The sequence below is a fragment of the Paraburkholderia sp. BR10937 genome (assembly GCF_040965695.1).
Lineage (GTDB): Bacteria > Pseudomonadota > Gammaproteobacteria > Burkholderiales > Burkholderiaceae > Paraburkholderia.
Genome location: NZ_JBFRCL010000002.1, coordinates 70425 through 84967 on the forward strand (window position 1 = coordinate 70425; position 14543 = coordinate 84967).

Below are 14543 nucleotides of genomic sequence, written 5' to 3' on the forward strand. Positions count from 1 at the left end.
ATGAACCGATTCTTCGTCTACCGGCCGGTCTTCGCGTGGGTCGTTGCGCTGTTCGTCACGCTCTTCGGCGCCCTCGCGCTCATGCTGCTGCCAATCGAACAGTACCCCGACGTCGCGCCGCCCTCGCTCACGATATCGGCGGTCTACAGCGGCGCCGATGCGAACACGCTCGACCGCACGGTCACGTCGATCATCGAAGACGAGATGAACGGCGTCGACAATTTCCTCTACATGTCGTCGCAGAGCCGCTCGAACGGCACGGCGCAGATCACCGTCACGCTCAGGCCCGGCACGAATCTCGACGTGGCGCTCTCACAAGTTCAGGACCGCCTGAGCCGCGTGGAGCCGCGGCTGCCGCTGGAGGTGAGGCAGGTGGGCGTGAGCGTCACGAAGGCGTCGTCGGGCTTTTTGATGCTTGTTGCGCTGCAGTCCGCCGATGGGTCGATCCCGGCCGTCGAACTGGGCAACTTTGCCGCCAATAACATCGTCAACGAATTGCGCCGCATTCCCGGCGTCGGCGACGCGCAGCTGTTCGGTTCGTCGTATGCCATGCGGATCTGGATCGATCCGGAAAAACTCAGCAGCTTCGGTATTTCGGCCAACGAAGTGATGACGGCCATCCAGGAGCAGAACAGCCAGACTGCGGGCGGCAGCCTCGGCGACCAGCCCATTGCGCCGGGTGCCGAACTCAATGCGCAGATCGTCATGCGCGGCCGCTTTTCGACGCCCGAGCAGTTCCGCGAGGTCATCGTGCGCTCGAACCCGGATGGCTCGACGGTGCGAGTAGGCGACGTCGCACGCGTGGAGCTGGGCAACGACAGCTATGGCTTTCGCTTTCGCGTGAACGGCAGGGAGTCCGCCGGGATCGCCATTCAGCTCGCGAGCGGCGCGAATGCGCTGGCCGTGGCGCGCGGGGTGCGCCAGCGTCTCACGCAATTGCAGCCGACCTTCCCAAAGGGCGTGGCATGGGTCGTGCCGTTCGATACGACGCCGTTCATCACGACTTCGCTGAGCGGCGTACTGCGCACCATGGTCGAGGCGCTGCTGCTCGTGACGGTCATCGTGTTCCTCTTCCTGCAGAAATGGCGCGCGACGCTCATTCCCACGCTGGTCGTCCCGATCGCGCTGATCGGCACGTGCGTCGGCATTTTTTTGTTCGGACTCTCCATCAATCTGCTTTCGCTGTTCGCCATGGTCGTGGCGATCGGCATTCTCAACGACGACGCGATCGTGGTGGTGGAAAGCGTCGAGCGCGTGATCCAGGAAGAGGGACTCGGTTCGCGGCGGGCGACCGTCAAGGCCGTTGGTCAGATTGCGGGCGCCGCCATTGCGAGCACACTCGTGCTCATTGCGGTGTTCGTCCCCATGGCGTTCTTTCCGGGCTCGACGGGCGCGATTTATCGCCAGTTTTCGGTCACGCTCACCGTCTCGATCTTTCTCTCGACCCTGCTCGCGCTGACGCTGGGCGTGGCCATGTCGGCAACGCTGCTGGGCAGCAGGACGACGACCGGCGACGGCACCGGCAAGCCCGCCGCCACGCACTGGCCGGCCCGCATGCAGCGGCGCGTGTTCGATGGATTCAACCGCGGCATGGAAACCGCCACCGAGCGCTACGTGCTGGCCGTGCAGGCGATGCTGCGCAACCCGGTGCGCTGGCTCCTCGTATTCGTCGTGGTGTGCGCGACGACCGGGTTCCTCTTCACCCAGTTGCCGCGCGGCTTCATTCCGGGCGAGGACCAGGGGCACATTTTCGTCGCGTATACGGCGGCGCCCGGCGCGACGGCGCAGCGCACGCAACAGGTCGTCGATCAGGTCGAGGCCTTTCTCAGGCAGCAGCCGCAGGTGCGCAATATCGCCTCCGTCACGGGATTCAGCTTCTTTGGCCAGGGCCAGTCGGCGGCGATGTCGTTCGTCGACCTGAAGCCGTGGTCGGAGCGGCCGGGCGCGGCCAATTCGGCGGGGGCGCTGGTGGCGCGCGCGAACGCGGCGTTCCGCAATATTCCGCAAGCGCTCGTCTTCGCGCTCGATCCGCCGGCCATTCCCGCGCTCGGTAATGCGAGCGGTTTCACGATGAAGATACTCGACCGCAGCGGCGTGGGCGGCGCGGCGCTGCAGCAGGCGAGCGCGCGCATGCTGGCGGAAGCTGCGCGCAGCCCCTTGCTGGTGGGCGTGCGTCCCGACGGTTTGCCGCCCGCGCCGCAGCTCTATGTCGATATCGACCGTGTGAAGGCGCGCGCGCTGGGGCTGCAGATCGGCCAGGTGAACAGCGCGCTCGCGCTCGCATTCGGCTCGAACTACGTGAACGATTTCGTCTACGAGGGGAACGTGCTGCGCGTGCTCATGCAAGCCGACGCCGACCAGCGCATGCGGCCCGAGGATGTCGGCGCGCTGCGGTTGCGCAACGACGTGGGCGAGATGGTGCCGTTCTCGGCATTCACGAGCGTGCACTGGAGCGCGGGGCCGCAGCAGGTCGAACGCTACAACGGCTTTCCCTCGGCCACGATCTCGGGGCAGGCGGCGCCGGGCCGTTCGAGCGGCGCGGCGCTCGCGGAGATGGAGCGCATTGCTGACCACGTTCTTACCGGCAGCCTGACCTACGAATGGACCGGCACGGCGTTCGAGGAACAGCAGGCGGCCGGGCAGATCGGTGCGCTGCTGCTGCTCTCGCTCGTCGTGGTGTTTCTCCTGCTCGCCGCGCTCTACGAGAGCTGGGCGATCCCCATTGCCGTCCTGCTCATCATTCCGCTGGGCGTGCTGGGCGCGGTGCTCTTCACCATGGCGCGGCGTTTTTCCGCCGACATCTACTTCAATATCGGCCTCGTGACCATCATCGGCCTCGCGGCAAAAAACGCCATTCTGATCGTGGAGTTCGCGATCAAGGAGGAGGCCGCGGGCAGCGATACCGTGAGCGCGGCCGTGAACGGTGCGCGCCAGCGCCTGCGGCCGATCCTGATGACGAGCGTGACCTTCGTGCTCGGCATGCTGCCGCTCGTGCTCGCCACGGGCGCGGGCGCGGCGGGCAGGCAGGCGGTGGGCACGGGCATCATGGGCAGTATGCTCACGGCCACGTTCTTCGGCATCTTCTTTACGCCCGTGTTCTACGTGGTGGCGCGCCGATGGTTGGGCCGCAAACGCATGCGCGACGATGACGAAGAAGATGCGCGGCCCGCGGGAGCGCACGATGCGTAAGCCTGCCAGGTGGACGGCGATCACGGCATGCCTGACGCTCGCGTCGTGCAACTTCGCGCCACGTTACCAGCAGCCGGAGTTGCCGATTGCGCAAAGCTACGAGAGTGCGGACATCGCCGCGCCGGGCGGCGAGCGTCTCGCTTCGGAGCTCAGTTGGGAGACTTTCTTTCGCGACCCGGCGCTCAAGCAGTTGATTGCCATGGCGCTGGCGCATAACCGCGATCTGGCGGCATCGGTTGCGCGCATCGAGCAGGCTCAGGCGCTTTACCGCGTGCAGCGCTCCGCGCAGTTTCCGCAAGTGGCCGCGGGCGCCGACGCTACCCGCACCAAAACGCCGCTCAACTCCATCGAGCCCGAACTGCCCAACAACAACACGTCGATTCACTTCAACCAGTACAGCGTGCAGGTGGCCGTCACGTCGTTCGAACTCGACTTCTGGGGGCGCGTGGCCAACCAGAGCGAGTCGGCGCGGCGCAATTATCTGGCGACGATGGAGGCCAACGAAGCCTTTCGTCTCTCGCTCATCAGCAATGTGGCGGCGACCTACTATGCGATCCTCTCGGGCAACGAGGGCATCGACCTCGCGCAGCACACGCTGGAAACGCGCCAGTATGCGCTGGAAGTCGCGCGGCTGCGTCTCGAAGCGGGGGCGACCTCGCTCGTGGACTACGAGCAGGCGCGCATTCTCGTCACCCAGGCGCAGACGCAGCTTGCCGAGCTGCAAAGAACGACGGGCCAGCAGCGCGATCAGTTGGCTGTCCTGATCGGCGGACCGCTGCCGGATGCCGCTGACATGACGCAGCGCCATGCGCTGGCCGACGCCGACCAGTTCGGCACGCTCGACGCGGGCCTGCCTTCCTCGCTGCTCGCGCTGCGCCCCGATATTCGCGCAGCCGAGCAGTCGCTGCGAGCGGCCGACGCCGATATCGGCGCCGCGCGTGCGGACTATTTCCCGCGTGTTTCGCTCACGGGCAATTTCGGCTATGTGTCTCCAGAACTGAGCGACCTGTTCGTGCCCGGCAAGCAGGCGTGGCTCATCTCCGGGTTCGTCACGCTGCCGATCTTCGACGCGGGGCGCCGCAGCGCGCAAGTGCGTCTCTCCGAAGCGCGTCAGACCGAACTCGTGGCGAACTACCAGAAGGCCGTTCAGGTGGCGTTTCGCGAAGTCTCCGACGCGCTGATCGCGCGCCAGCGTCTGCAGGAGCAAATCGCGGCACAGGAGCGCGCGGTGGCCTCCGAGTCGCGCCTCGCCGAGGCCGCGGAACTGCGCTACGACAACGGCATTTCCATCTACCTGGAAGTGGTCGATGCGAAGCGCAGCCTGTTCGCGGCGCAACAGCAACTGATCCAGCTACGCGCGGCGGCGCTGCAAAACGGCGCGTCGCTCTATGTGGCGCTGGGAGGCGGGCAGGACGCGCCCCGGCCCGATCACGCGGACACCGCTTCCAACAGCGTCGCCAACCCGTAGCCGCGTAGCCGCGCCAGTCAGGCGCCACACATGGCGACGCGGTTGCGGCCGCGCGCTTTCGCGTCGTACAGCGCCTGATCCGCCGCCTTGATGACCTGCGTGACATCGACATCCTGGTCCGGCGACCAGCTTGCGGAGCCAATGCTCGCCGTGACGCGGCCATACTCGCTGCCCGCATGCTCGATCGCGAGTTCGCTGATCGCATGGCGGATCTCCTCGGCGATCGCGCAGGCGCCTTCGAGCAGCGTATCGGGCAGCACGACGATGAACTCTTCGCCGCCGTAGCGTGCGGCGGTGTCCGCGGGCCGGCGGATGTTTTCGCCGATGCAGCGCGCCACGGCGGCGAGCGCGTCGTCGCCGGCCTGATGGCCGTACTGGTCGTTATAGGCCTTGAAGCGGTCGATATCGACGAACAGCAGCGAGAACACGCTGCGCGCGCGCCTGGCGCGCCGCCACTCCTGTTCGAGGATTTCGCCGAGCGTGCGGCGATTGTTCAGGCCCGTGAGGCTGTCGGTGCGCGCGAGCAGTTGCAGTTCCGACTCGGCGCGCATCCTGCGCCGCAACTGCGTGGCGAGCACGAACGAGAGGCCGACGAAGCCGACGGCGAAGGTGCCCATGAGCGTGCCGATGGTCAGCGCACGCCGCCGCCACGCGGCGTAGATATCGGGTTCGGCTTCCGCCACCATGATGATGAGCGGCTGGCGCGGAAAATTGCGAAAAAAATACATCCGGCGCACGCCGTCTATCGACGACGTGTCCGAGAAACTGCCCTCCTTCGCAGCCAGAAAGTGGCGGAAGGTACTCGCGTTGTGGATGTTGCGTCCCACCACGGCCGGATCGTAGGGCTGGCGCATGATCATGGTGCCGTCCTGCGCGATCAGCGAAATCGCCCCGTGGCTGCCGAGGGATAGACCGGCGAACAGCTGGTGAAAATACTCGAGGTTAATGGCGATCATGACGATGCCGGCGAACGAGCCGTCCGGATGCGCAAGCCTGCGACTCAGTGCGATGATGGGCGAGCCGTTGCGCAGGCGCGAACGGTAGGGTGTACTGACGAACAGGCCAGTATGGGGGTTGTCGCGCTGAACCGTGAAGTAGTCGCGGTCGGCGAAATTGGCGTTGAGCGGCGCGCCGGTGGCCGAATTCATGACGACGTTGCCCGTTTCGTCGAGCACGAGTATCGAGCCCAGATATTGCGCGGTAATGGCGTGGTCGAACAGCAGCTGGCTGCGCAGCGGCGCGGGCAGCGCCATGACGTCGGGCCGGCCGATGCCGTCGACCACGGCTTGCAGCGAAAGCGCATAGAGCTCGAGGTTGCGCTCGATGTCGCGTTCGGCAATGAGCGCGACGTTGCGCGAATTCTCCCGCGCGCGCTCCAGGGCGTCGTGGCGGCTCTCGTAGAGCACCGTCGCACAGAGCGACGCCATGATGAAGGCGACCGCCAGGCTGCCATAGAAAATGGTGCGCGGCCCCGTGAGCCATCTGAGCAGGTTACCGTTGCTGAATGCTGGCCGCATGGCTCGCTTCCAGGTAAGACTGCGCGCTCGCGGCATCCACAGGGCGTGAGAACCAGTAGCCCTGCGCTTCGTTGCAGCCGTTCTCGATCAGGAATTCCAGTTGCCGCAGCGTTTCCACGCCCTCGGCCACCACCCGCATGCCGAGCGTATGGCCGAGCGCGAGCACGGCCTTCACGATGACCTCGTCCGCGCGCGAGTGGCCAATGCCCTTCACGAACGACATGTCGAGCTTGAGGCGATCGGGCATGAAGCTGCGAATATAGCCGAGGCTCGAATAGCCCGAGCCGAAGTCGTCGATGGCGACCGAGAGCCCCATCTCGCGAAGGGCGCGCAGCGTGGTGAGCGAACGGGGCGCCATGAGGACGCCTTCGGTGATTTCCAGCTCGATATTGCGTGGGCTCACGCCGGTGCGCGCGAGCGTTTCCGCCATCATGGCGGGCAAATCCGCGCGCACGAACTGGACCGGCGAAACGTTGACCGAAACGACGATCTCCGGGTGCTCGCGCGCCCACTCGCGGGCCTGGCGGCAGGCCTCCTCGAACACGAACTCGCCGATCTGCACGATCAGGCCGTTTTCCTCGGCGAGCGGCACGAACAGCGCCGGGCTCACCTGGCCGCGCTCCGCGTCGTGCCAGCGAACGAGCGCCTCGAAACCCATCGTCTCGCCCGTTGTCGGGTTGACTCTCGGCTGCCACGCGACGGCAAACGCGCGCGACGCCACGGCGAGGCGCAACGCCTGCGCGAGGCTCGCCCGCTCCAGGTTCTGCGTGGCGATGGCCATGTCGAACACCTGCATGCTGCCCGGTCCCACCGACTTGGCGCGGTACATGGCCGAGTCGGCGTACTTGAGGAGTGAATCGGGATCGCTCGAATGATCGGGGAACACCGCGAGGCCGACACAGGCGAGCGGCACGATGACCTTATTGCCGATCAGCAGGCCATGCGTCAAGGATTCCTGCATGCTTGCCGCGGCGGCGACGAAGTGATCGACATTGCCCCGGCCGTAGAGCACAGCGACGAACTCGTCGCCCGCATAGCGCGACACCATCTCACCCTCGGCGATATTGGCGGACAGGCGGCGCGCCACTTCGCACAGCACCTCGTCGCCCGCGGTATGGCCGAGCGAGTCGTTGACCTCCTTGAAGTTGTCGAGGTCGATGAACACCAGCGCGAACTTCTGCTGCGCGTCGAGGGCCGTCCTGACCAGCTCGCGCAAACGCGCCTTGAGGCCGAGCCGGTTCGGCAGATGCGTGAGCGAGTCCTCGTTGGCCTGCAGGCGCAACTGCTCCTGATAGCGGATGCGCTCGGAAACGTCGTTGAACACCGTCACGCAGTGCGTGGGGCGATTGCGCTCGTCGAGCACCGGCGCGACATGCAGCTCGATCCAGTAGGGCGAGCCATCGGGCCGGCAGCATTTGAGCAGGCCCTCGCCTTCGCGCTCCGATTGCATGGCACTGCGAACGATATGGGCATCGGCGGACGCTTTATCGCAATCGAGCATGTCCCAATGCCCGGCGCCATTTGCCGTCGCCACGGCGCGGCCGGTGATGCGCTCGAACGCCGCGTTGGCGTACGTGATGACGCTTTCGCCGTCGACCTTTTGCGAAATGATCACGGCGTTTCTCGAGGCCTCCAGCGCCCGGCTGCGAATGCGCAAGTGCTCTCTCGCCTGTTCGTGCGCCGTGACGTCGTGCGCGGTGATGAAGCACGCTTCCTGGCCCGCATAGTCGAGCAGATGCCAGGCGATATCGACGTGGATCACTTCTCCGTCGACGCGCACATGCCGGCGCACCCCGCCTGCGCCGCTTTGCGCGCCGGAATTGACGTAGCCGTGCAGGTCGCGGCGGAACGCGCCGGTTTCGGCCTGCGGGCGAAGCCGCTCGATCGACATGCCCTTGAGCTGCTGCAGGCTCGCGCCGTATTGGCGCTGGGCCGCGGCGTTGGCGGTGAGGATCGCATAGGAGCGCACATCGAAGATGAGCATCGCAACCGGATGCTGCTCGAAGTACTCGCGAAAGCGCCGCTCGGCCTCGAGCGCGACGATCTTCGCGGCGCTGCGGGAAAGCGCCGCGCGGTGGCTCGTAAACAACGTGAAGAGCAGCAGCAATGCGCCGGCTGTCGCCGTGCCGATCAGCGAGATTTTTTGCCGCGCGAGCTGGGCCTGCGCGCCGAACTGCACGACCTTGATCTGCTCGCGCTGCTCGGAGCGCAGCTCCGTGAGCAGCGACATGATGGAACTGAGCGTTTCGTTCGCTCGCTGCATCAGGGCGGGCTCGAGCCTCGCGCCCGCGTCGGCGAGCGCGATGTTGCGCGCGGCCGCGTCGAGCTGCCCGGGCCAGACGGCGCTCAACTGGCGCAACTCGTGGATCGTGCGCTCGTTGCGCGGCGCGCCGGCAAAGTCGTGCTCGAGGCGGTCGTAAATACCGGCCACGACGGCGGCCCGCTTGATCGGCCACGCGCGCGACGTGTAGCCCGCCGTGCCGACGCCTTTGAGGAAGTCGGTATTCGCCGCGATATGCAGCGTAAGCAGGGCTTCGAGTTCCGACGTGATGCTCAGTTCCCGGCGAAGCCGCGAGTCGGCCGTGCCGCGCGAAAGATTCGCGCTCAGAATCGCGCCGATGGCCACGCAGACGATCAGCGCCACGGCTAGCGCTACGGCGACTCCCTTGCCGGGCGCGCGGGACGGGGCCTGTGGAGGGGTTCCGGAGAGTTCAGCTACGTTCATCGCTACGCAACGCGATTCGGCACATCGCCACTCGCGCCGCGTTGCTCGGCCGGGGTGGGCAGGTTACTGGTGAAGGCACCGGGGGGCAGAGGGGCCATGGTGTTCCGGGCGTGCAGACGGCGAAGGCACGGCAAGTGCGTGATCGGTCGCTACTGTCTGAATAACGGGTAGTTGGCGTACCGCTTTGATGGGTGTTTTTACCTAGATGCCTGGATGCTGGCGCTACGCGTGGGACAGACATCCGGAATGCATTCGACGCCCGTGCTTCAATACCGCTCATGGCATGAAGGATCTCGCGCGGTCCGCCGTTTTTCCCTCTCGTATCTGCCCCTCGTTTTTGCCTCCGGTTACTCGTTCAAGGGACTCCCATGAAGAAACTCGTCAACGATCCCTCGTCAGTCGTGCGCGAAATGCTCGAGGGCATTGCGCGTACTGCGCCGCATGTCGCCGTGCTCGGCAACGAAAACGTGCTCGTTCGCAACCCGCTGCCCAGCCCGGCCGAGCGCCCCGTCGCCGTGATTTCGGGGGGCGGCAGCGGCCACGAACCCGCGCATGGCGGTTATGTCGGACAGGGCATGCTCACGGCCGCCGTGTGCGGCGAGGTGTTCACGTCGCCATCCACCGACGCCGTGCTGGCCGCGATTCGCGCGAGCGCGGGGCCGAACGGCGCGCTGCTCATCGTGAAGAACTACACGGGGGACCGGCTCAATTTCGGTCTCGCGGCCGAACTGGCGCGAGCCGAGGGCATGCCGGTCGAAATCGTCATCGTGTCTGACGACGTGTCATTGCGCGGGCATACGGAGCGCAATCAGCGGCGCGGCATTGCGGGGACGGTGCTGGTGCACAAGATCGCGGGCGCGGCGGCGGCGCGCGGCGACGCGCTAAGCCTCGTGGCCGCGATTGCGCGCGGCGTGGCCGCGAATCTCGGCACGATGGGCGTGGCGCTCGACGGCTGCACTCTGCCCGGCGCGGAGCAAGCCGGCTTTCGTCTCGCCGACGACGAGATCGAACTCGGCATGGGCATCCACGGCGAGAAAGGCGTGGAGCGCACGGTGCCGATGGCGGCGGGCGAATTGACGGAAACGCTGCTCGCCAACATCGTCGAAGACCTGGCGTTGAAAAGCGGCGAGCGCGTGGCGCTGCTGGTGAACGGACTGGGCGCGACGCCCGCGATGGAACTGGCGATCATCATGCGCGATGCATTCGAGGGCCTGAATCGCTGTCATGTGACGGTCGAGCGGGCGTGGACCGGCACGTTTCTTTCGGCGCTCGATATGCCGGGCTGTTCGATCTCCGTGCTGCGGCTCGACGATGCGAAGCTGGCGCTGCTCGACGCGGCCACCGAAGCGCGCGCGTGGCCCGGCGTCGGCATGGTCAACCGGCGAATCCGCATCGAGCCGACGCTTTCAGCAGCGGATATGCGCGCCGAGGCGGGCGCGACGCCTGCGGACGCGGCGAGCGTTGCATGGGCGCAGCGACTGAAGCCCGCGCTCGATGCCGTTGCGCACGCATTGATCGAGAACGAAGCGTTGTTCACGGACCTCGATTCCCGGGCCGGCGACGGCGATCTGGGCGCGAGCATGCAGCGCGCCGCGCAGGCCATGCTCGCCATGCCGCAAGGCGCGCTCGGTTCGCCGGGCAGCGCGCTCGCCGCCCTCGGCTCGGCATTGCGCCGCGCGATAGCGGGCAGTTCCGGGCCGTTCTACGCAACGGCGCTGCTGCGCGCCTCGCGCACGCTCGGCGAGAAGGCGCAGCCCGACGCGCGGGATTGGGCGGCCGCCATGCGCGCTGCGGCTCAGGCGATCAGCGAACTGGGCGGGGCGAAGCCCGGCGACCGCACGATGCTCGATGCGCTCGTTCCCGCCGTCGCTGCGCTGGAAAGCGCCTTGAAGTCGGCGCGCCCCGTGGGCGAGGCGTGGGCGCAGGCGGTGAGCGCCGCGGAGTCCGGTGCGAAAAGCACGGCGCAAATGACGCCGCGCGCGGGCCGGGCAAGCTATCTCGGCGCGCGGGCGATCGGGACGCCCGATGGCGGGGCGGTGGTGGTGGCGTGCTGGCTCAAGGCGCTGCAGCCGCATATCGGCGCGGCGTGAGGCGCTGGGGCGGCGAAACGCGTCGCTCAGAGCACTTCAAAAATGCTGTAGACCGGGCCGCCCGGAAAGCGGTGGCCCGTGCCGACAGCCATGACGCGGTTGAGCCACTCATACTTGCCCGCGGGCGCTTCGAAGACGGGATTGGTACGAAAGTAGTAGCTGGCGGGGTCCACGGCTTCGCCACGGTCGAGCCGCTGCAAAACTTCCGGGTCGCCATGGCGCACGCCGCGATACGACATCAGCAGATTCGTGCCGTCGTCGGTGCGCAGGAGCAGCCGCACGTCGAGCGTCGTGCTGCCGTCGCCCCGCACGGTCTGCCAGTCGCTGCCGCCGTCGAGCACGACGCCCGAAAGGCGCTCGCCTGCGAACGTGCCGGACGGCACGATGCCGACACGGCGCAACGCGCCCCCGGTCTGGCCGACGATCTCGATCGGCTTGACGTCGAGCCGCATCACAAAGAGCGGACGGGTTTGCACCGCCTGGAGCGAGGGCGGGAGTTCATCGAAACGAGGCGTGGACATGGTGGTCACCTTGGAGCCGTTCACGTTGATGGCGGGCTTGCGGACGTCGTCGGATAACGCTTCTTCAGCGGCGAGAAACCGGTGGGCCGCATCAGTGTATGCGAGCGGCCTCTGGCCTGGGCGGTGGCGCAACGAGAATTCGCCCGTGGGTTCCACGCGAGGCGCCGGCGGTCGACCTCGTGGTCGGGTACGGCCGCGCCCGGTTAGCCATGCCCGCGAGGCATGCCCCCCGCTTTACCGGGCCGATCATCGCGGCTGGCGGCTTCGACGGCGAGAGCGCCGAAGCGATCGTGGCGTCGGGCGACGCGGATTTCGTGGCGTTCGGCAGGCATTTCTCGTCAAACCCGCACTTGCCGTATCGTCTGAAGCACAAGCTGCCGCTGACGCCCTATGTGCGCGCCGCATTCCGGGGCGGCGACGAAAAGCATTACTCGGATTTCCCGGTTCATCAGTCGAACTCACAGGCCGCGATGAGCCTGTGATGCGCTCATTACGTCCTCATCAATCGAAGCAGGAGTCAGTCATGTCACGCACAGTCAGGTTTGCACAAGCAGGTGGCCCGGAAGTACTGCAATTCGTGGACGAACCGGTACGCGCCCCCGGCCACGGCGAAGTTCGCATCAACGTGAAAGCCATTGGTCTGAATCGCGCGGAAGCGATGTGGCGCGCCGACCGGTACATCGAGCCTGTGCGCTTTCCGGCAGGACTCGGATACGAAGCGGCCGGCATCGTCGACGCCGTGGGCGAGGGAGTAGTCGGCATCGCACCGGGAGACAAGGTCAACGTGATCCCGTCGTTTTCGATGAATCAGTACTTCACGTATGGAGAAAGCATCGTCGTGCCGGACTATGCAGTCGTCAGGCATCCTGAATCGCTTTCGTTCGCTGAGGCCGCGTCGGTGTGGATGATGTTCCTCACCGCATACGGCGCGCTGATCGAAGATGCGAAGGTGGGCGCTGGCGATTACGTCGTCGTGCCGGCCGCGTCGAGCAGTGTCGGACTCGCGGCGATCCAGATCGTGAACTATGCCGGTGCGACGTCGATCGCGGTCACGCGTCACGCCTCCAAGAAGCAGCCGTTGCTCGCCGCAGGCGCGGCGCACGTGGTCGTGACCGACGAGACGGATCTGCAGGACGAAATCATGCGCATCACCGGCGGCAAGGGGGCGCGTGTCGTTTTCGATCCGGTCGGCGGCCCGAACTTCGCGAAGCTGATCTCGGCGCTGTCTTTCCAGGGGATCGCGTATCTCTACGGCGCGCTCGATGAACGTGCCACGACGCTGCCCGTGCTGGAGATGATCGCGAAGGTCGTGAGCGTGAAGGCCCACAACATCTGGCTCACCAGCGGCGACGCAGAGCGCCGCAAGGCCGCGGTGGAATACGTGCTAAAGGGACTCGAAAGCGGCGCGCTCAAGCCCGTAATCGACCGCACGTTCACGTTCGAGCAGATGGTGGATGCGCACCGTTACCTCGAAACCAATGGGCAGTTCGGCAAGATCGTGGTGACGGTGTAGTCTGCCGATGCGCGGCGCCCAGCATCGGCAAAAACGATCAGCAATAACCGGTGCGCAGCGCCGCTGCCCAGTCGGGCCGGCCATTGGAAGCGGCACGTTCGGCGGCCGCGTGCCAGTCGTACTCCACGGTGCGAAACTCCACCTCCCAGCCGCGCAGCGTGCGAGTGACGCTCGCGTAGCGCGCGTGCGGCGTCCCCGATTCCATGCGATGCGCAAACGGATGCGCGTCCTCGTACGCGGGCAGGCCGACACTGCCTGGGTTGACGATGAGGCGGCCGTCGGCGAGCTGCATCGAGCGTGCGAGATGCGTATGGCCGCACAGGATCAACGCGGCCTCGACTTCGGCCGCGCGGCGTCTGACCTCACTGTGCGTGGCCGTTCGGCATCCGCTGGCCGTGACGGTTTCGAGGAAATAGGAGAGGTCGTCCTGTGGCGTGCCGTGCACGAGCAGCACGTCGCTTTCGAGCCATAGCGTGGCAGGCAATGCGCCGACCCACGCCAGCTGTTCTTCACTCAGCACGCCGCGTGCAAAGCGGTCCGACGGCCCCATGTGAGTGCCATCCGCGCCGAGCAGCTGTCTTTCGTGGTTGCCGCGTATCGTGGGCAACCCAAGCCGCATCAACCGGTCCGCCGTTTGCGACGGATAAAGCGGGCCAGAAAGGATGTCGCCGAGATTGACGATCACGTCTGCGCCTTGCCGCTCGATATCGTCGAACACCGCTTCGAGAGCGGGCAAATTGCCGTGAATGTCGGAAAGCGCCGCGATTTTCATGGTGCGAACGGAGGCTGGCCGCGAAAGTCGTGAATTGCGCGATTCTGGACGATTCGCCCCCCCGTGTCCACGGCCGATCGTTCGTATTTGCGTATTGCATGGATCGCACCGGTTATTGACAGATCAGTCAACAAATTCTATTCTCGCGTCATGGTCAGACCTAGAGAATTCGATCGGGACGAGGCACTGGGGCGCGCGCTGCGCGTGTTCTGGGCAAAAGGCTATGCCTCGACGTCCACCGAGGACTTGCTCGCTGCGATGAACATCGGGCGGCAGAGCCTCTATAACGCGTTCGGCGACAAGCGCAAGCTTTACCTCGAAGCGCTGGAGCGCTATCAAGGCGAAAGCACGACAGGGCATATCGCGCGCCTGAATGGCAGCGCGTCGCCGCTGGGCGGCATCGAGGCGCTCCTGCTGGGCCTCGTCGCCGACGACGAGGACGAGCGCGCGTTAGGCTGCATGGGCGTCGTGGCCATGAGCGAATTCGGCGCCGCCGACCCGGAACTCGTGGCGCTGCGCAACAAGGTCGCGCCGCGTCTTTCGAAGCGTCTCGTGGAGCGTATTCGCGAAGGCCAGGCGGCCGGCGAAATCGACACCAGCCTCGACGCGCGCCAGGCCGCGGCCTTTGTGCTGATGACCATGCAGGGCATCCAACTCGCGGCGCGCGGCGGCAGCGACGCGAAGAGCCTGCGCGCGCTGGCGCGCTTCGCCATCGACCGTTTCAGGGCGCGCTGATCTGAGCTGAATC

The 14543-nt window shown here is 66.3% G+C and carries 9 protein-coding genes and 1 pseudogene; 6 read left to right on the forward strand and 4 right to left on the reverse strand.

What is annotated here, in order from left to right:
* Positions 1 to 3189 (forward strand): multidrug efflux RND transporter permease subunit, encoded by a 3189-nt coding sequence (locus AB4Y44_RS02310; protein WP_368698593.1) that lies wholly within the window; start codon positions 1 to 3, stop codon positions 3187 to 3189.
* Positions 3182 to 4657, forward strand: a complete 1476-nt coding sequence (locus tag AB4Y44_RS02315; RefSeq protein ID WP_368698594.1) for an efflux transporter outer membrane subunit — start codon at positions 3182 to 3184, stop codon at positions 4655 to 4657. The genes AB4Y44_RS02310 and AB4Y44_RS02315 overlap by 8 nt, the downstream gene beginning before the upstream one ends.
* Before the next feature lie 17 nt (positions 4658 to 4674).
* Here AB4Y44_RS02315 and AB4Y44_RS02320 read toward each other — a convergent pair whose 3' ends face one another.
* Both AB4Y44_RS02320 and AB4Y44_RS02325 read right to left on the reverse strand, forming a co-directional pair.
* The gene (locus AB4Y44_RS02320) at positions 4675 to 6174 is read right to left on the reverse strand and encodes a diguanylate cyclase (protein ID WP_368698595.1); all 1500 of its coding nucleotides are present in this window, start codon (positions 6172 to 6174) and stop codon (positions 4675 to 4677) included.
* Entirely contained in the window at positions 6149 to 8899 is a 2751-nt protein-coding gene (locus tag AB4Y44_RS02325; RefSeq protein ID WP_368698596.1) for a putative bifunctional diguanylate cyclase/phosphodiesterase, read from the reverse strand. Before AB4Y44_RS02325 ends, AB4Y44_RS02320 begins: the two co-directional genes overlap by 26 nt.
* A gap of 368 nt (positions 8900 to 9267) precedes the next feature.
* Between AB4Y44_RS02325 and AB4Y44_RS02330 the strand changes: the two genes are divergently transcribed.
* Positions 9268 to 10989 (forward strand): dihydroxyacetone kinase family protein, encoded by a 1722-nt coding sequence (locus AB4Y44_RS02330; RefSeq protein ID WP_368698597.1) that lies wholly within the window; start codon positions 9268 to 9270, stop codon positions 10987 to 10989.
* Positions 10990 to 11015: 26 nt separating this feature from the next.
* Here AB4Y44_RS02330 and AB4Y44_RS02335 read toward each other — a convergent pair whose 3' ends face one another.
* Positions 11016 to 11510, reverse strand: coding sequence for a DUF3237 domain-containing protein (locus AB4Y44_RS02335; RefSeq protein WP_368698598.1), 495 nt, complete (start codon positions 11508 to 11510; stop codon positions 11016 to 11018).
* A 233-nt stretch (positions 11511 to 11743) separates the two neighbouring features.
* Here AB4Y44_RS02335 and AB4Y44_RS02340 point away from each other — a divergent pair.
* Together AB4Y44_RS02340 and AB4Y44_RS02345 are read left to right on the forward strand one after the other, a co-directional pair.
* Positions 11744 to 11992: pseudogene (locus AB4Y44_RS02340) on the forward strand (alkene reductase); the annotation flags it as partial.
* A 41-nt stretch (positions 11993 to 12033) separates the two neighbouring features.
* The gene (locus tag AB4Y44_RS02345) at positions 12034 to 13023 is read left to right on the forward strand and encodes a zinc-dependent alcohol dehydrogenase family protein (protein ID WP_342923565.1); all 990 of its coding nucleotides are present in this window, start codon (positions 12034 to 12036) and stop codon (positions 13021 to 13023) included.
* 37 nt (positions 13024 to 13060) lie between these two features.
* Here the strand turns inward: AB4Y44_RS02345 and AB4Y44_RS02350 are convergent, their stop codons facing one another.
* Entirely contained in the window at positions 13061 to 13795 is a 735-nt protein-coding gene (locus AB4Y44_RS02350) for a metallophosphoesterase (RefSeq protein WP_368698599.1), read from the reverse strand.
* A 150-nt stretch (positions 13796 to 13945) separates the two neighbouring features.
* Between AB4Y44_RS02350 and AB4Y44_RS02355 the strand changes: the two genes are divergently transcribed.
* Positions 13946 to 14530, forward strand: coding sequence for a TetR/AcrR family transcriptional regulator (locus AB4Y44_RS02355; protein ID WP_368698600.1), 585 nt, complete (start codon positions 13946 to 13948; stop codon positions 14528 to 14530).
* The last annotated feature ends 13 nt before the right edge of the window (positions 14531 to 14543 follow it).